The sequence below is a fragment of the Lacticaseibacillus jixianensis genome, from assembly GCF_003946485.1.
Taxonomy (GTDB): Bacteria; Bacillota; Bacilli; order Lactobacillales; family Lactobacillaceae; genus Lacticaseibacillus; species Lacticaseibacillus jixianensis.
This window is the reverse complement of sequence record NZ_RHOJ01000004.1, coordinates 71471-90027: the sequence shown is the minus strand read 5'-3', so window position 1 is coordinate 90027 and position 18557 is coordinate 71471. Positions and strand designations below refer to the sequence as shown.

The 18557-nt window shown below is 60.4% G+C and carries 14 protein-coding genes; 13 read left to right on the top strand and 1 reads right to left on the bottom strand.

Features of this window, described 5'->3' with window-relative positions; translation table 11 throughout:
* The first annotated feature begins 51 nt into the window (after positions 1-51).
* From EKM85_RS03155 to EKM85_RS03115, 9 genes are all read left to right on the top strand, one after another.
* A complete protein-coding gene (locus EKM85_RS03155; RefSeq protein WP_125584820.1) occupies positions 52-2340 on the top strand; it encodes a DNA translocase FtsK in 2289 nt (762 codons plus the stop codon).
* 9 nt (positions 2341-2349) lie between these two features.
* On the top strand, positions 2350-3609 hold the full coding sequence (gene yfmF / locus EKM85_RS03150) for an EF-P 5-aminopentanol modification-associated protein YfmF (RefSeq protein WP_125584819.1): 1260 nt from the start codon (positions 2350-2352) through the stop codon (positions 3607-3609).
* Complete coding sequence (gene yfmH / locus EKM85_RS03145; RefSeq protein WP_125584818.1) at positions 3609-4919, top strand: EF-P 5-aminopentanol modification-associated protein YfmH; 1311 nt, start codon at positions 3609-3611, stop codon at positions 4917-4919. The genes yfmF and yfmH overlap by 1 nt, the downstream gene beginning before the upstream one ends.
* On the top strand, positions 4916-5641 hold the full coding sequence (gene ymfI / locus EKM85_RS03140) for an elongation factor P 5-aminopentanone reductase (protein ID WP_125584817.1): 726 nt from the start codon (positions 4916-4918) through the stop codon (positions 5639-5641). The genes yfmH and ymfI overlap by 4 nt, the downstream gene beginning before the upstream one ends.
* A gap of 87 nt (positions 5642-5728) precedes the next feature.
* The gene (locus EKM85_RS03135; RefSeq protein ID WP_125584816.1) at positions 5729-6652 is read left to right on the top strand and encodes a helix-turn-helix domain-containing protein; all 924 of its coding nucleotides are present in this window, start codon (positions 5729-5731) and stop codon (positions 6650-6652) included.
* A gap of 2 nt (positions 6653-6654) precedes the next feature.
* Positions 6655-7230: a CDP-diacylglycerol--glycerol-3-phosphate 3-phosphatidyltransferase gene (gene pgsA / locus EKM85_RS03130; protein ID WP_125584815.1), complete on the top strand. Its 576-nt coding sequence runs from the start codon at positions 6655-6657 to the stop codon at positions 7228-7230.
* Between the two features lie 60 nt (positions 7231-7290).
* A complete protein-coding gene (locus EKM85_RS03125; RefSeq protein WP_125584814.1) occupies positions 7291-8556 on the top strand; it encodes a competence/damage-inducible protein A in 1266 nt (421 codons plus the stop codon).
* 167 nt (positions 8557-8723) lie between these two features.
* Positions 8724-10292: a ribonuclease Y gene (gene rny / locus EKM85_RS03120; protein ID WP_125584813.1), complete on the top strand. Its 1569-nt coding sequence runs from the start codon at positions 8724-8726 to the stop codon at positions 10290-10292.
* Between the two features lie 252 nt (positions 10293-10544).
* The gene (locus EKM85_RS03115) at positions 10545-12662 is read left to right on the top strand and encodes a KUP/HAK/KT family potassium transporter (RefSeq protein ID WP_125584812.1); all 2118 of its coding nucleotides are present in this window, start codon (positions 10545-10547) and stop codon (positions 12660-12662) included.
* Between the two features lie 88 nt (positions 12663-12750).
* Here the strand turns inward: EKM85_RS03115 and EKM85_RS03110 are convergent, their stop codons facing one another.
* Positions 12751-13389 (bottom strand): YigZ family protein, encoded by a 639-nt coding sequence (locus EKM85_RS03110; RefSeq protein WP_125584811.1) that lies wholly within the window; start codon positions 13387-13389, stop codon positions 12751-12753.
* 27 nt (positions 13390-13416) lie between these two features.
* Here EKM85_RS03110 and EKM85_RS03105 point away from each other — a divergent pair, with 27 nt between their 5' ends.
* The 4 genes from EKM85_RS03105 to secA all read left to right on the top strand — a co-directional run bounded on the left by EKM85_RS03105 (position 13417) and on the right by secA (position 18509).
* Complete coding sequence (locus EKM85_RS03105; RefSeq protein WP_125584810.1) at positions 13417-14676, top strand: helicase-related protein; 1260 nt, start codon at positions 13417-13419, stop codon at positions 14674-14676.
* Positions 14673-15335, top strand: a complete 663-nt coding sequence (locus tag EKM85_RS03100; RefSeq protein ID WP_225418923.1) for a ComF family protein — start codon at positions 14673-14675, stop codon at positions 15333-15335. Before EKM85_RS03105 ends, EKM85_RS03100 begins: the two co-directional genes overlap by 4 nt.
* A gap of 113 nt (positions 15336-15448) precedes the next feature.
* Entirely contained in the window at positions 15449-16009 is a 561-nt protein-coding gene (gene hpf, locus EKM85_RS03095) for a ribosome hibernation-promoting factor, HPF/YfiA family (protein WP_125584809.1), read from the top strand.
* Positions 16010-16145: 136 nt separating this feature from the next.
* A complete protein-coding gene (gene secA / locus EKM85_RS03090; protein WP_125584808.1) occupies positions 16146-18509 on the top strand; it encodes a preprotein translocase subunit SecA in 2364 nt (787 codons plus the stop codon).
* Positions 18510-18557: the final 48 nt, after the last annotated feature.

Below are 18557 nucleotides of genomic sequence, written 5' to 3'. Positions count from 1 at the left end.
ATTCAATGGTGGCTCGTGTATAATGTAACGTAGATTAGAGGGAGGCAGCACATGGCGCAGCGGCGTAAGGCAAAGAGAGCACCCCAGGCAAAACGGCGGCCGCGGGCACGCAAAGGTGATCACACGGTTAATTGGGTCGGTTGCGGGTTATTTGTCGTGGCCGCCTTGGCGTTCTTCCGGCTGGGGCTGATCGGGACGTTTTTGGCGAACTGTTTTCGGTTAGTCATCGGGGATGCCTACCTGGTGGGTGCCGGGTTAGCCGCGCTGTACGGCGCTTGGCTGATCGTGGCCGGCAAGCCCCTGCACCCGACTGCGCGGTTAAGCTGGGGGGCGGGCTTGATCAGCCTGGGCGCGCTTGGCGTCTTGTCTGGGGCGGCGATGGCCGCGCAAGCCGTCCATTCCCACTTCCTGCTCGCCACGTGGCGGCTGCTTCAAGGTGATTTTGCCCTTCAAGCGACCACGACCCGCGTGGGCGGCGGCCTCGTGGGCGCCGGCCTCCTGAACCTGTTTGCGCTGCTGGTAGCCGAGATCGGCGCGATGATCCTGTTCTGGCTGCTGATCTTGATCGGCGTTGCGGCGCTGGCCGGCGTTAAACCGGCGCAGGTCTTTGCGGCGGGCCACTGGGTCTACACCAAGCTGGCGGAGGCCGTTAGCGGCCTGAAGAACCAGTTTCACCAGGAGCGGCCGACCGCCAAAGCGCGGCCGGCAAAGGCAGCGGCGAGCCAGCCTGCTGCCCCCAAAGCGGATGCGCCGAGCGAGCCAGTTGCAGCCGCGGCTAAGGACCTGCCGCAGCCGGCTGCCGAGCGGGCGGCGGACTTTAAGATCAACGTGCCGCACTCGGAGGCAGAGCAGACCGAACTGCTGGCCGATGAGGCAGCCGCAGAGGAAGATCAGCCCCTGGCCACCGGCAGCGGCAGCGGTGATTACAGTCTGCCGCCGCTGAACCTGTTGACGCCGATCCCGGCGGTTGACCAGTCGAAGGAAACGGCTAAAATTCGCCAGAACAGTGTCAAGCTGGCGGCCACGCTGCGCTCGTTTGGCGTTGATGTGACCGTCAAGCAGGCCACCTTAGGGCCGAGCATCACGCAGTACGAGATCCAGCCGGCCACCGGGGTCAAGGTCGCCAAGATCACAAACCTTGCCGATGACCTGGCGCTGGCGCTGGCCGCCAAGGACATTCGCATTGAGGCCCCGATCCCCGGCAAGTCGCTCATCGGCATTGAAGTCCCGAACCAGCAGGTGGCCACGGTCGGGTTCCGTGAGGTGCTTGAAAAGACCCCGGCGCATCCGGGCAAACCGCTAGTGATCCCGCTGGGCAAGGACGTGGACGGTCAGGTCAAAACCTTTGACCTGACCAAGATGCCGCACCTGCTGATTGCCGGGGCAACGGGTTCCGGGAAGTCGGTCATGATCAACGTGATCATTACCAGTATTTTGATGACGACCAAGCCAGAGCAGGTCCGCCTGATGCTGATCGACCCTAAGAAGGTCGAGCTCTCGGTTTACGATGGGGTGCCGCACCTGCTGACACCAGTGGTGACGGAGGCCAAGAAGGCCCCGTCCGCGCTGAAGAAAGTCGTGAAGGAGATGGAGAACCGCTACGAGCGGTTTGCCACTGCCGGGGTCCGCAACATTGGTGAATATAATAAAAAAGCTGAGGCCGCGGCAGATCCCGATCTACCGCGCCTGCCGCTGATCGTGGTGATCGTGGACGAACTGTCCGACCTGATGATGGTCGCCGGTAGCGAAGTCGAAACGGCGTTGGTGCGGCTGGGTCAAATGGCCCGGGCCGCCGGGATCCACGTGATCATCGCGACGCAGCGGCCGAGTGTTGACGTCATCACCGGCCTGATCAAGGCCAACTTCCCATCGCGCATTGCGTTTGCGGTGTCGTCCGGGGTGGATTCACGAACGATTCTGGACATGAACGGCGCGGAGAAACTGCTGGGCCGCGGCGATATGCTGTTCGCCCCGATCGACGCCGCCAAGCCGGTGCGGATCCAAGGGGCGTTCATTCCGTCAGCCGACGTGGAGGCGGTGGTCAAGGCGATCACCGATCAAGTGGCTCCTGAGTATGTTGAGGAAATGGCGCCAAGCGCCGAACCGGAAGGCGGTGCGGCTGGTGATTCCGAAGACGACCTTTACGAGGACGCCAAGGCGTTTGTGATCCAGCAGCAGGGCGCGTCCACGTCGTTGCTGCAGCGGCGGTTTCGGATCGGGTACAACCGGGCGGCGCGCCTCATTGATGATCTGGAGGCCAATCACGTGGTTGGTCCCAGTGAGGGCAGCAAGCCGCGGAAGGTGTTTGCGCCTGCGGCAGATGATCACGACGAGAACTAAGGAGTATCTATGCGAATTCAATTAACCACTGGTGTGTATTTGAATGTCCTGTCAACGGCACAGTTCAAGACGACGCGGATCGCGGTGCACTTTATTGCCCCGGCGCACGCCGAGACGTTTGCGGCGCGCACGCTGCTGACGTCGGTGCTGGAAACCAGCTCTGCGCGGTATCCCACCCAAGCCGCGCTGTCTGCAGCGCTTGAGGCCCTGTTTGGGGCCAGCTTTGGCATTGGGGTCGCAAAGGACGGCAGCACGCACCGGGTGACGGCGACGTTGAACCTCGTTGCCGATCAGCTTGCCCAGGCGCCGCTGCTTGAGCAGGGGTTTGCGCTGCTGCGAGAGGTGTTGCTGAATCCCCTCCTGCCTGAAGGCGACTTTAGCCAAAGCGTCTTTACCCGGGAGCAGAAGAACCTCGAGGACTACTTGGCGAGCCTTGACGAGGACCGCCAACTGCAGGCCAATTTGGCGACGCAGCGCCTGTACTTTGAAGGCAACGCCGACCAGGCGACTCCGAGCTTTGGCACCGTTGATCAGCTCGCGCAAGTCACCTTGGGGACCCTTAAGGCGACCTATCAGGCCATGATCGCTCGCGATCAAATCGAGATCGTGGTGCTGGGCAACGTGACTGACGAGCAGGTCGAACCGCTGGCCCAGCAGCTCGGGTTTGCCCAGCGGCCTGCCGTGCCGCTGGCGCTTTCGTACCGGCCGCCGGCCGCCGCGCTGCGCGAGCAGACCGCGTTTGCCCATGTCAATCAGGCTAAGCTCAATTTAGCCTACTTGGCGCCCAGCACACTGTACGGGCGTGAGCACTTCGCCAACATCGTGATGAACGAGTTGTTCGGCGGCTCGCCGCTGTCGCTCCTGTTCACTAACGTGCGGGAGAAGGCCAGCCTGGCCTACTACGCGAATTCTAACTTTGATCCGTTCCGGCAGTACTTGGTGGTCCAAACCGGGATCGATGGCGCCAGCCGCGCGCGGGTGCAGACACTGATCGAGGCCCAGCTGGCCAAGGTGGCCGGCGGCGCCTTCAGTGATGCGCTCCTTGCGCAAATCAAGGAGGGGCTGCTCAATGCCCGCCAGGCGGCCTACGATTCACCGCGGTTTTTGGCCCGCCAGGAGTTTCTGCATGCCTTGGCGGCGGCCCATCAGCCGGGCTATGCGGCCTTTGCGGCGGCGATCACGGCCGTCACCAAGCAGGAAGTCATGAACGCGGCCCAGGCCCTGAAGTTGCAGGCGGTTTACTTTTTGAATGAACAGGAGGCGCGTTGATGGTCAAGGTCAGCACACAAACAGATTACCCGGCAGTCGGCGAGACCCTGCACGAGGCGACGCTGGATAATGGCCTGCGCTTGCTGCTGGTGCCGCGGCCGGCGTACCATCAGACGTACGCCATGTTTGCGGTCAACTACGGCGGTATTGACGTGCGCTACCAACCGGCTGGCAAACAGGAGATGGTCGACGACCCGGAAGGCATCGCGCATTTTTTGGAGCACAAGCTTTTTGAAAAAGAAGACCACGATGCCTTCGCGCTGTTCGGCCAGACCGGCGCGTCGGCGAACGCCTTCACCAGCACCACCAGCACGGCGTACCTCTTCTCCACGTCCACCCAGCTGGCGCAGAACCTGACAACGCTGCTTGATTTCGTCCAGGATCCTTATTTTTCGACGCAGACCGTCGCCAAGGAAAAAGGCATTATCGGCCAGGAGATCCAGATGTACCAAGACGACCCGTCGTGGTTGCTGTATTACGGGATCGTGGGCAATCTGTACCCGAACCACCCGGTGGCGCGGGACGTGACCGGCACGGTGGCGTCGATCGGCAAGATCACCCCGGAGCTGCTTTATCAGGCCTACCGGACGTTTTACCAACCAAGCAACATGACGCTCACCATGGTCGGCAACTTTGATCCGGCGGCCATCTTAGCCCAGGTCGCGGCGAACCAGGCGGCCAAAACCTTTGCCCCGGCCACGCCGATCGTGCGCGGGGTGGGCTTTGACGGTGATCTGGCCGAGATCTTGCCCTACCGCGCCGCTGATTTACCGGTGATCCGGCCCAAGAGCGCCGTGGGGCTGAAGGGTCAGCGCGACTTGGAGGAAGGCCCGGCAGGCACGACGGTCAAGCTGGCGATCGAGGTCCTGCTGGAGATGGTCTTCGGAGATTCCTCGCCGCTTTATCAGCAGTGGTACGATGATGGCCTAGTCGATGACTCGTTTGCGGCCGATTACACGGCCAGTCGCACCTTCAACTACGCCACCTTCAGCGGGGATGCGGATGATCCTTCCGCACTGTCCGACGCGGTGGCGGCGGTGATCGCGCGCGGCGCCGACCAGCCGAGCTTGACGCAGGCGAGATTTGACCGGATCAAGCAGGCGGCGCTCGGCAAGTACTACATGTCGCTGAATTCGCTTGAGCAAACGGCCGGCCAGCTTTCCGCCCAGAGCTTTACCCCGGTGAACGCGTTTGCCCTGGTTGATCTGCTGAAGGGGCTGACGTTGGCGGATGTCCAGGCGGCCGCCGCGGAGTTCTTCGACGCGGATGCCTTATCCGTCTTCCACGTCAGACCGGAGGCGAAAGCATGAGTTTTGCGTTGATCATGGGTGCCAGCGGAGATATCGGCGGCGCCTGTGCCAAGCGGCTGGCGGCTTCGGGCTGGTCGCTCTACCTGCACTACTATCGGCATCAGCAGCCGGTGTTGACGCTGGCCGAGGAGCTGGCCAAGCGCTATCCCAAGCAGGACTTTCTGCCAGTGCAGTACGATCTGACAGACGAGGACCACAGCGAGCAGTTGACGGCGCAATTGTTCAGCGTTGATGCCGTCATTTTTGCGGCGGGGATGACATACTACCACCTGTTTGCACAGACGACACCAGCTGAGCTCAGCACGCTTATGAAAGTGCACCTGCTGACGCCGATGGTGCTCTTGACCAAACTGCAGTCCAAGCTGGCTGCCTCCGGCCATGGGCGCATCGTGTTCATTGGCTCGGTTTACGGCGGGGCGGGCTCTGCCATGGAGGTGGGCTACAGCACCGTCAAGGGGGCGCAGTCGGCCTTTGTGCGGGCCTACGCCCAAGAAGTCGCCAGCCTGAACATCACCGTCAACGTGGTTGCCCCAGGGGCTGTTGCCACCAAGATGAACGCGTCATTCGGCGCGGCGGCACTGGCGGACGTGCGGGCCACGATCCCGGCCGGGCGCTTTGCCCAGCCGCAGGATATCAGTTACTACGTCGCCGCGTTGTGCGCGCCGGAAGCCGCCTATTTGACCGGCCAGACGCTATACGTGACAGGCGGTTGGCTGCGTTAGCAACGCAACTATTTCTTAATTCATGTAGAAGTTTTTTCATGCTATACTGAAAACAGTCAATAATAAACTAGCGGGTGAAGAAAACAAATGGATGAAATTGGGCAAAAACTGCGCACCGCCCGGATTGAAAAGGGCTATACCCTAGATGACCTTCAGCAGATCACGAAGATCCAAAAGCGTTATTTGATCGCGATCGAAGAGGGTAATTTTGATGCGCTCCCGGGCGATTTCTACGTGCGGGCTTTCATCAAACAGTACGCGGAGACCGTTGGCCTTGACGCTGACGCGCTGCTCACACAATTTCAGCAGGATATCCCTGACACCCAGCCCCAGGAATACGTGGAGCAGTCGGTGGAAAACCGGACCCGCAGCGAGCGCTCCAGTGTCAACTCGCCGGTCAATAAGCTGCGGCAGCACGCCTGGCCCATCGCCATTGCGGCCGCCGCTATCCTGATCATCGTGGGGGTTTACCTCGTGATGTGGCGCAATTCGATCAACCAGCCCAAAGAGACGATCCCGACCACCGACAACGTGTCGGTCTCCAGCACCAAGAAGGCCTCGAGCAGCAAGAAGGCCCAGTCCAGCAGTAAGCAGAGCACGTCAAGCAGCACTGCTAAGAAGAGCAGCAGCAAAAAGACCAAGAAGAGTAAGAAGGCTGCTGAGCCTAAGATCAGTGTGACCGATGTGTCGACGACCCGGCAGTCCGCGACGGTTTCCAACCTGCCGGCCAGCGGCAATAAGTTGAAGCTGACGGCGGGCGATGCCGCCGCTTGGATCGCCGTGTACGTCAATAACGCGGTGACCTGGCAGGGCACGGTTCAGGCGGGCAGTGACCACACGGTTGATTTGCCGGACGGCGTCACGAGCTTTGCCGTCAATTCCGGCAACATGCCGCAGACCACGATTGCCATTAACGGCAAGCAAGTCGATTTAGGGACGACCACGACCAGTGTCGTGCGGACGGTCACCTTTACGGCTACTGCAAGCAGTAATTCAGAGAGCGGGGACTAAGCGTGAATTTACCGAATAAGTTAACGATGCTGCGAATGATCCTGATTCCGGTCTTCACGGTTTTGCTGGTCCTGAACTGGCCAGCTGGCAGTTTTGCGCTTGGCAGCGGCACGCTTTCGTGGTCCTACCTGGTCGCTGTGATCATTTTCATTGGCGCTTCGCTCACCGATTTAGCAGATGGTAAGATCGCCCGGGCCCGGCACTTGGTCACCAACTTCGGTAAGTTCGCCGATCCCCTGGCCGATAAGCTCCTGGTCATGACGGCCTTTATCTTCCTAACCGCGGCGGGGATCATCCCGGCTTGGGGCACCGCTGTGATCCTCTGGCGGGAGCTCGCCGTGACCGGCCTGCGCCTGCTTTTGTCCAACGAAGGAGAGGTCTTGGCCGCGGCCTGGCCCGGCAAGATCAAGACGGTGACCCAGGATCTGGCGATCGTCTTCCTCTTCTTGAACAATCTTGGCATGAAGTTTCCGCTGGGTGAGAGTTTGTTCTACCTCGCGGTGGTCTTCACCATTTACTCAGGCGCCGAGTATTTCTACAAAAATCGTCAGGTCTTCGCCGATTCGTTCGGCAAGTGACCGGTGACCCGCAGTCTACTGCGGGTTTTATTGTCTCGCAGGGCAGAAAGGAAGCACAGCATGAAGGCAGAATTGATTGCAGTGGGGACCGAGATGCTGCTGGGTCAGATCACGAACACGAACGGGGCGTTTTTGGCCCGGCAGCTCAGTGACCTCGGGATCGACAGCCTCAACCAGCAGGTCGTTGGGGATAACCAGGCAAGGCTGGACGCGGCAATTGCGCTCGCGGAAAGCCGCGCCGACCTCATTTTCGTCCTGGGCGGGCTGGGGCCCACGCCTGATGACCTGTCTAAGCAGACGCTGGCTGCCCACCTGGGGCGCGCGCTGACCGAAGATGCACCGGCGATGGCGAAGCTGCAGGCCTACGCGGCGCAGCAGCACCATCCCATGACGGCCAATAACCGGCTGCAGGCGATGTATCCAGCCGGGGCGAAGGTCCTGCCTAATGCGGTGGGACTGGCGGTCGGCGCGTTGCTGACGGTCGGCAGCAAGACCTATGTGCTGCTGCCCGGCCCGCCGCGCGAGTTCGAGCCCATGGTCTTAGACGCACTGGTGCCGGCGCTGCTTGCTCAACTGGGCCGCGGCCAGGTGATGGTTTCACGGGTGCTGCGCTTCTTTGGCATCGGGGAGTCCCAGCTGGTCGATGAGCTGAAGGACTTGATCGAAGCGCAGACCAACCCCACGCTGGCGACGTACATCAAGCCTTACGAGGTCACGCTGCGCCTGACTGCCAAGGCGGCCACGCCGGCTGAGGCCAACGCGCTGCTGGACCCGCTGGAGGCCAACGTGCAGCAGCGACTCGGGGCGTACTTTTACGGGTACGGCGACGATAACAGCTTGGCCAAAGCGGTGGTGGCGGCACTGGCCAGTCGCCGCCTCCAGGTGACTGCCGCCGAAAGTCTGACTGCCGGCAGCTTTCAGGCCGCCCTGGCCGCTGTGCCGGGGGTTTCCGAGTGGTTCAAGGGCGGTTTTGTGACCTATGCCAACGCAACCAAGGCGTCCTTTTTGGGCCTTGATCTGGGCAAGGTCAACGCGGCGGGCGCGGTGAGCGAGTATACCGCCAGCCAAATGGCGCAAGGCGCCCGCGCCAAGGCCGGCGCCGACGTGGCGATCAGCTTCACCGGGGTGGCGGGGCCGGGGCCCAACGAGGGCGTTGCCGCCGGGACGGTGTGGATCGGCCTGGCGACGCGTGAAGGCGTGTCGGCGAGCCTGTATCATTTCCCGGGCAACCGGCAGGCCGTTCGCGGCCGGGCCGTGAAAGCGGGATTATTTGCCCTCCTGCGGCTGCTTCAGGGCCGTTCAGCGCACACGACATTTAACGCCTAAAAGTTTTGCAAAAGCGGGTCTGCCCAAGCGGCAAACCCGCTTTTGCGTAGGGCTTCCGCCCGCGGGACAAGTTGACACTTGTCACCGCATTCGCTACAATCAGCATTGTGTCAAATTGTAAATAATAATAGCATCGTGAAACCATTTGATGATGCGGAGGTGAAAAGATGAGCTCAGGTATTTTGCTCTCAGTGATCCTCGCCGTCATCGCTTTAGTGCTCGGATTGTTGATCGGCAATTGGCTTCAGAAACGGAGTCATGAGCATGCTTTGGATCAAGCCCGCGACAGTGCCGCCGGGATCGTTGAGAACGCAAAGAAAGAAGCCGAGACGCTTAAAAAAGAGAAATTAGTCTCGGCCCGGGAAAAGGCCCACCAGTACCAGACTCAGGTGGAAGCCGAACTCAAGGATCGGCGCAGTGAAGTCCAGCAGTCGGAACATCGCGTGTTGCAGCGCGAAGAGGCCCTGGATCGGCGCGATGATACGCTTGACCAGAAGGAAAAGAGTCTGACGGAGCGCGAGCAGGACTTGAACGCCCGCCAGCAACAATTGGATGCCCAAAAAGAAGACATTACCGCCACCATTACCAAACAGCACCAGGAGCTGGAGCGGATCGCCAGCCTGACCAAGGAGCAGGCGAAAGACCAGATCCTGACTGAAACCAAAGCTGACTTGGCGCATGAACGCGCCTTATTGATCAAGGAAAGTGAAGATGAGGCAAAGGAGACGGCTGACCGGACGGCCAAGTCGCTCATTGCTGATGCCATTCAACGCAGTGCCTCCGACGTGGTGGCCGAAACGACGGTCACCACCGTCACGCTGCCGAACGACGACATGAAGGGGCGCATTATCGGCCGCGAAGGTCGCAACATTCGAACACTGGAAACCCTCACCGGGATCGATCTCATCATCGACGATACCCCGGAAGCCGTTGTGCTTTCGGGCTTTGATCCGATCCGGCGGGAGATTGCGCGAATGGCGCTTGAGAAACTGATTCAGGACGGGCGGATCCATCCGGCGCGCATCGAAGAGATGGTCGATAAGGCGCGCAAGGAAATGGACGAGCGTATCCGCGAGGTTGGGGAACAAGCCATTTTTGATGTTGGCATTCACAACATGCACCCCGATTTGATCAAGATTTTGGGTCGCTTGCACTTCCGGACAAGCTATGGGCAAAACGTCTTGGATCACTCGATCCAAGTCGCCAAGCTTGCCGGGATCATGGCGGCGGAACTCGGTGAAAATGTTAACTTAGCGAGACGCGCAGGATTACTGCATGATATTGGGAAGGCCCAGGACCGCGAAGTTGGCGGCTCCCACGTCGAAATTGGCGTGGAGCTGGCCACCAAGTATAAGGAACCAGAGGTCGTGATCAACACGATCGCGTCGCACCATGGCGATGTGGCGCCAACGTCGGTCATCGCCGTTCTCGTGGCGGCGGCGGATGCGATTTCCGCTGCTCGCCCAGGGGCGCGCTCTGAGTCCCTGGAGAACTATTTGCACCGGTTGGAGAAGCTGGAGGCGATCGCCAACTCGTTTGCCGGAGTGGATCACTCATTTGCGATCCAGGCCGGGCGCGAGGTGCGGGTCATTGTCCAGCCAGATCAGCTGTCCGACGAGCAGTCGGTGGTGCTGGCCCGGGAGATCCGCAAGCGGATTGAAAAAGAACTGGAGTACCCCGGTCACATCAAGGTGACCGTGATCCGCGAAAAGCGGACCGTGGAGTACGCGAAATAAGCGCTGGCCAATGAGGCTGAGGCGCAAATGGGTTTTAGCTCAAAACGTAGGCGTCCCGCCATCGCGATTCGTTCTTTGAATCGCGGTGGCGGGACGTTTGCGTGTCTGAGCGATGCGGGGCCGCGACTAGGGCAATTTTGGCGCGCCGGCTTTTGCTTTGACCGGCGTTAGTTGACGCTGGGCGCCGCAATGGGCTATCATTTCATACAGTCACTTGGGGCCTGGTTATTCAGCGCTCGTAAGGAGAGAATAATGACACGGAAGAAAAAAGCGTCGCTGATCGGCATGCTGATCACTTTAGGCATCGTGTACGGCGACATCGGGACGTCCCCGCTGTACGTTATGAACGCGGTGATCGCTGATGCCGGCTCAGTGGGCGCGCTCACGCCGAATTACATTATTGGGTCAGTTTCGCTGATCTTTTGGACGCTCATGATCCTCACGACGATCAAATACGTCGTGCTGGCCATGCGGGCGGATAACAATGGTGAAGGGGGCATCTTCGCCCTGTACGCGCTGGTGCGCAGGCGCGCCGCGTGGCTGGCGATCCCCGCCCTGATCGGTGGTGCCGCCTTACTCGCCGATGGCACGCTGACCCCGGCCGTCACGGTCACCACCGCGCTTGAAGGGCTGAAGAATCAGCGGTTCGGCGCGTTCGTGTTCAGCAATTCGCAGCTGGTGGTGCTTGTGATCACGACCGTTGTTTTGTTGACTCTGTTCATGATCCAGCGCTTCGGCACGGCCAAACTGGGCAATGCCTTTGGGCCGATCATGCTGCTGTGGTTCCTGTTTTTAGGCGTGGCGGGGCTGACGCACATGACTGGGCACTTGGAGATCCTGAAGGCCCTGAATCCGGTCTATGCGGTGCAGATCCTCTTTTCCCCAGAAAATAAGGTCGGCATCTTCCTGCTGGGTAGTATCTTCCTGGCCACCACCGGGGCGGAGGCGCTGTACTCGGACATGGGGCACGTCGGCAAGGCCAACATTTATGCGACGTGGCCATTTGTTTACGCCTGTTTGATGTTGAACTACTTCGGCCAGGGCGCTTGGCTGATCGCTAATTACCAAAGCCCGGACTTCGCAAACCTCACCACGATCAATCCCTTCTATGAGATGCTGGGCAGCGGGCTGCGGCCGTTTGCGATCGTGTTGGCCACTATGGCGGCGATCATTGCGTCGCAGGCCTTGATCACGGGCTCGTACACGCTGGTGCACGAAGCGGTCGGCCTCAAGTTCCTGCCGCGGATGGCGATCAAGCACCCGTCCACCGAGCGCAGCCAGATCTACATTGCGTTCGTCAACTGGTTCCTGTGCCTGGTCACCTTAAGCGTTGTCTGGTTCTTCCGCACCTCCAAAGCAATGGAGGCCGCGTACGGTCTGGCCATCACGGTGACCATGCTGATGACCACGGTGCTGCTGTTCGAATTCCTTTCGCTCCACATTCGGCGCCTGTACGCGGGGCTGGTCGCTGGCTTCTTCGGGTTGATCGAGACCATCTTCCTGGTGGCCAGCATGGTCAAGTTCCTCCACGGTGGGTACATCACCTTGGTCATCATGCTGCTCATTTTGACCATGATGGTCGTGTGGTACTTTGGCAACAAAGTCCGCGAGCACTACCAGGACGAAAGTGAGTACGTGGTGCTGACGGATTACCTCGATCAGCTGACTGAGCTGTCGGCCGACGACACTATTCCGACGTACACCACGAACTTGGTCTACATGACCAAGGTCAAGCCGGGGTACCGGCTCAAGCGCTCCACGCTTTACTCGATCCTGGACAAGCGGCCGAAGCGCGCCAAGGTGTACTGGTTCGTGACGGTGAACGAGACCGACAAGCCGGTGGAAATGCGCTACACCGTGGACATGATGCACACGCGCAACGTGATCTCGGTCCAGATCTACCTAGGTTTTCGGATGTCGCAGCACGTGAACGTCTACATCCGGAAGATCATCAACGATTTGCTCAGCGCCAAGGTCATCGATCCGCAGACGCCAAAGTACACGACGGTGAAGAACCGGACGGTTGGCGACTTCAAGTTCGTCATCATCCGCGAGCAGGCGCAGAACCTCATGACCACGGAGAACATTCCGGGCTGGCAGCGCCGGCTGATCGGTGGGCGGCTGTGGCTGCAAAACGTCACGACCAGCCCGGCAAACTGGTACGGGCTTGAATTTGCCAACGTCGTCGAGGAAACCGTGCCGCTGTTCATCAGCGTGCCGCGGACGGTGGCATTCTCCAAGCATCAGATCATGAACGCCAAGGCGCTGCGCCTCAAGGCCGTAGATGCGGTCAAGGGCAGTCCGATCCAGACGCAAACGGAGATCATCAATCCGCAAGCGGGCAAGGCGCCAACCGAAGATCAGGACTAAGCGAAAAGCGATTTGAATCTGCGCGCAGGCGCAGGTCCAAATCGCTTTTTTGCGGCATCAATGACCCAATCCTGGGCGCCTCCTTGCCTTACCTGGCCTGCGGTACGAGGAGCGGCGTCAGTGGTCCGCGGGTGGGCGTCACCTGGCCGGCCGTCAGCTCCGTGATCCCTGCCGCGACGGGGTCAGCCTCGGTTTCCGGGACGGCAATGGTCAGCGCCACGACCGCCTGGTAATCGCTGGCGCTAATGGTGATGTGGTGGCCTTCCAGCCAGTGCGTCAGGCGGTCCAGCTGAGGATACGGCACGGTGAGTGTCATCTGCCGCATGGCGACGCGCCGGCTGATCCCGGCGGCCTGGACGGCCGCCGTGACACTGCCCGCGTAGGCCCGAATGAGGCCGCCGGCGCCGAGCTTGATCCCGCCAAAATAGCGGGTCGTGACCGCCGCCACATCATGGAGGCCCATTTCCTGCAGGGTGCGCAGCATGGGCACGCCGGCGGTGCCGCTGGGCTCGCCGTCGTCATTGGCGCGCTGAATGTGGTCATCGTCGCCGAGCATATACACGGGGACGTGGTGGGTGGCCTTGGGGTGCGCGGCCCGGATGCGGGCGATGAAGGCCTGCGCCTCATCTTCGCTGCGGATCGGCGCCACGGCGCAGACAAAGCGCGATTTTTTAATGATCTCCTCGGCCTGACCGGCCTGGGTGAGCGTGAAATATTCCGCTGCCATGGCGTAATCTCCTTTGAGGTGATAGTCATGATCCCAACCGGAATGCAACTGACGGATGAAGAAGTGCAAAAGGTCGGCATCGTTGCGTCTAGTTTAGCACAGGCAGCCTGTGTCGCCGGCATTGAAAATGGGCGCTGCCAGCGCTGTCAGCAGCGGTCGCTGGTGGCCCTGCCGGACGGGCGGCAGTACTGCAGCGCGTGCCTCACAATGGGCCGGGTCACCAGTCGCACGAAGCTGTACCGCTTTCCCAGCGGGCCCAGCGAAGGCGGTACCCTGACCTGGTCAGGCACCTTGACGGGCCCGCAGGCGGCTGCGGCAGCAGCGGCGATCGCCTCGGTGACTGCGGGCCGCGACCATCTGCTGTGGGCGGTGACCGGTGCCGGCAAGACGGAAATGCTGTTTCCCCTCATCGCCCATGAGCTGGGCAATCGCAAGCGGGTCGCAGTGGCGACGCCGCGCATCGATGTGGTCCTGGAGCTTGCCCCGCGGCTGCAGGCGGCCTTTGAAGGCACCCCGGTGGCGGTGTTGTACGGCGGCGCCGAGTGGCCAGCGCAGCCGGCCGCCTTGACGGTTGCCACCACCCACCAACTGCTGCGGTATTACCGGCACTTTGACCTGATCATTGTGGATGAGGTCGATGCGTTTCCCTACAGCCAGACGCCCATGCTGGCGGCCGCCGTCGCTCAGGCGAACCGGGGGCCGACGGTGTACTTAAGTGCGACTCCGCCCAAGGCCTTGCAGCGCGCGGTCAGGCGCCATCAAATCGGGGTGAGTTACCTGACCCGGCGCTTTCACGGGTTTGCTCTGCCGCTGCCCACCCTGGTCGTCTTGCCTCTGAAGCAGGTGCCCAAGCGGCTTTCGCCCAAGCTCAGCCGGCTGCTGCAGGCGGCCGTCCAAGGCCGGCAGTGCCTGCTGTTTGTGCCGCGCATCGACTGGCTGGCGCCGCTTGCCGCCGCGCTGAACACGCAGGGCCTGCGGGTGCAAACGGCGCACGCGGAAGATCCGGCCCGGGTGGCCACGGTGCAGGCGTTTCGGGCCGGGGAGTTTGACGTTTTGATCACGACCACGATCTTAGAGCGCGGGGTCACCATCCCGCGGTGCAGCGTCCTTGTGCTGGCGGCGGATGATCGGCAGTTCAGCGCCAGCGGCCTGATCCAAATGGCCGGGCGCGCTGGCCGCAGTCAGGCCAGTCCGAACGACCCGGTGTGGTTCGTGGCGCGCCACATCACCAAGGCGATGCTCAGCGCGCGGCACCAGATCCACGCGCTGAACGCGGTGGGGTCATGACCTGCCTGTGGTGCGGCCAGCCGCTGCGCACGGATCCGCCGCTGGCCGGCCTGCTGACCTGGCGCCCGCTCACGCCGCCGCAGCTGTGCGCCCGCTGTCTGGCGCGGTTCACGCCGATCGCTCCCCGCACTGCTTGCCCGGGGTGTGGCCGGGCTGATTCGCCCGCCTTGTGCGCGGACTGTCAAAGGTGGGAAAGCAGCGGCCAAGTATTGCTTCACCACCGCGCCTATTTTCGCTACACGGCGGCAATGAAGGCCTTCATTCAGCAGTACAAGGGGCTGGGCGACTACCGGCTGCACGGGGCCTTTGCCTCAGTGCTGCAGCTATCGGCCCGCGGCGCAGCGCTGGTGCCGCTGCCCAGCGAACCGGCCCACTATGCCCGGCGCGGCTTTGATCCGGTGGTCGGCCTGTTTGGCCACCTGAAGCTATCCTTTTGGCTGGTCAAGGCCGACACGGCGGTGCCCCAGGCGCAAAAGACGCGGGCGGAGCGGCTGCTGACCGCGCAGAGCTTCACGGCGCAACTTCCGGTGCATCCGCCGCCGCGGGTCATTTTGCTTGATGATCTGTATACGACCGGGCGCACGCTGTACCATGCGCAGGCCGCGCTGCGGGCTGCGGGATACGCCGGAGAGATCACGAGTCGGTCGTTGATCCGATAAATATTTGTTTCACCGCTTTCAGTTCGATATAATAAAGACGAAGGGTGAAAGGGCTTTATAAAGTTCGATCACCTGCGTGCAATTAGTTGCACGGATGAAAGGGGAGAAGTTTTATGCTCACATATAACGTTCGTGGCGAAAACATCGAAGTCACTGATGCCATTCGCAGTTATGTTGAGAAGCGCATTAGCAAGCTGAACAAGTTCTTTGAAAGTTCAGTTGAGGCGATCGCGCATGTCAACCTGAAGGTTTATCAGGATAAAACCGCCAAGGTCGAAGTGACCATCCCATTGTCCTACTTGACCCTGCGGGCGGAGGAAACCAGTCCCGACCTGTACGCCAGCGTCGATCTGGTGACCGACAAGCTTGAGCGCCAGGTTCGCAAGTACAAGACCAAGATCAACCGCAAGTCACGCGAGAAGGGATTTGCCCCGATCGATGTCGCCCCTGAGGGCACGCCGGCGCCAACCAACACCGACGAGGGTGAGGATGACTTGGCGGTCGTTCGCACCAAGCGCGTGTCCCTCAAGCCGATGGATTCACAGGAAGCCATCTTGCAGATGGATATGCTCGGGCATAACTTCTTCATTTTTGAGGATGCTGATACGAATGGCACCAGCATCGTGTACAAGCGTCGCGACGGCCGCTACGGCTTGATCGAGACCGACGAATAAGCGAAAAAGCGCGCGCCGCAGATCGGTTGATCTGCGGTTTTTTCGTGTCGGGCGTGTAAAGACCAGACAAGAATGATAAAATGACTTAGATACTGTCAGAAGTATGCAAAGTTGGATGACAGGAGAGGATCACTGAATGGCAAACGTCTTAAAATCTTGGGTCGAAAGCGATAAGCGTGAGGTCAACCGGCTCGGCAAAATTGCCGATCAGGTGATGGCCTACGAGGACGAATACGCTGCGCTAAGCGACGAAGCACTTCAAGCAAAAACCCCAGAATTCAAAGCCCGGCTTGAAAAGGGCGAAACACTTGATGACATTTTACCCGAAGCGTTTGCGGTCGCCCGTGAAGGCGCCAAGCGTGTTTTGGGCCTGTTCCCGTTTCGGGTGCAGATCATTGGCGGCATTACCCTGCATGAAGGGAACATCGCCGAAATGAAGACCGGTGAAGGGAAAACCCTGACTGCGACCATGCCCGTTTATTTGAACGCGCTGGCGGGCAAGGGCGTTCACGTGGTCACCGTTAACGAATACCTGTCCGGCCGTGACGCGACCGAAATGGGTGAACTGTATAACTGGCTGGGACTGACCGTGGGGCTGAACACCCACGACCTATCGTCCGAAGAAAAGCAGGCCGCCTACAATGCGGACATCACCTACTCGACGAACAGCGAGCTGGGGTTTGATTACCTGCGCGACAACATGGTGGTCTACAAGCAGCAGATGGTGCAGCGCCCGCTGAACTACGCGATCGTCGATGAAGTCGACTCGATCCTGATCGACGAGGCGCGGACGCCGTTGATCATTTCCGGGGGCGCAGAGAAGTCGACCGGCCTGTACATTCGGGCTGACCGGTTCGTGAAGACGCTGAAGGAGGAGGACGACTACAAGATCGACTGGCCGACCAAGACCGTGGCGCTGACCGAAAACGGGATCCGCAAGGCGGAGAAGATTTTCGGCTTGAAGAACTTGTACGACACCGAGAACACCGCCTTGACCCACCATTTGGATCAAGCGCTGCGGGCTAACTTCATCATGCTCAAGGACATTGACTACATGGTGCAGGAGGGTGAAGTGCTGATCGTTGATCAGTTCACCGGCCGCGCCATGGAAGGCCGCCGGTTCTCAGACGGGCTGCACCAGGCGATCGAGGCCAAGGAAGGCGTCGAGATCCAGGACGAAAATGCCACCATGGCGACGATCACCTACCAGAACTTCTTCCGGATGTACAACAAGCTGGCCGGCATGACCGGGACGGCGAAGACCGAAGAGGAAGAATTCCGCGAAATCTACAACATGGAAGTCATCTCGATCCCGACGAATAAGCCGGTCATCCGGGTGGACTCTCCTGATATCCTGTACCCGACCCTGGATGCGAAGTTCAAGGCGGTCACGCGTGACATCAAGGAACGTCACGAAAAGGGCCAACCGATCCTGGTCGGCACCGTGGCAATCGAATCGTCCGAGCGGCTTTCCCAGCTGCTCGACGAAGAGGGCATTCCGCACAGCGTACTGAACGCGAAGAACCACGCCAAGGAAGCGGAGATCATCATGAACGCGGGCCAGCGCGGTGCGGTCACGATCGCGACGAACATGGCCGGGCGGGGGACCGATATCAAACTCGGCCCTGGCGTGACCGCGGTCGGCGGCCTTGCGGTCATCGGGACGGAGCGGCACGAAAGCCGCCGGATCGATAACCAGCTGCGTGGCCGTTCTGGCCGGCAAGGGGATCCTGGGGCAACTCAGTTCTACCTGTCGCTGGAAGACGATCTGATGAAGCGGTTCGGTTCCGAGCGGATCAAGCAGATGCTCGATCGCTTCAAGCTGGACGATGATGAGCAAGTGATCCGCAGTCGCATGATCTCCCGGTCCGTTGAATCCGCCCAGAAGCGGGTCGAAGGGAACAACTACGACACGCGGAAGAACACCCTGCAGTACGATGATGTGATGCGTGAACAACGTGAGGTCATCTACAAGCAGCGGCAACAAATCATCAACGAGGACACAAGCCTGAAGGCGGTGCTGATGGCGATGATCGACCGGTGCATCAGCCGCGTTGTTCACGCTCACACCCAGGGTGAAAAGAAGGACTGGGAGCTCGATCAGATCTACGACTACGTGACCACGAACATGGTCACGGACGAGGAGTTCAAGAAGAGTGACCTGCAAAAGCGCTCCAGCGAAGAGATCATCAAGACGCTGGAGAAGCTGGCTGAGGATAACTACACCAGCAAACTGCACCAGCTGGGCGATCCGGCGCAGATGCTTGAGTTTGAGAAGGTCGTCATCCTGCGGGTCGTGGATAGCCTGTGGACTGAACACATTGATACGCTGGATCAGTTGCGGCAAAGTGTCGGCCTGCGCGGGTATGGGCAGATGAACCCGCTGGTCGAATACCAGGAAGAAGCGTACCGGATGTTTGAGGAAATGATCGCGAACATGGATGACGGTGTGACCCGCCTGTTCATGAAGGCGCAGATCCGTCAGAACATTCGTCGTTGATCAAGACGCCAGGGCAGACATTTGTCGCCTTGGCGTTTTTGACCATCG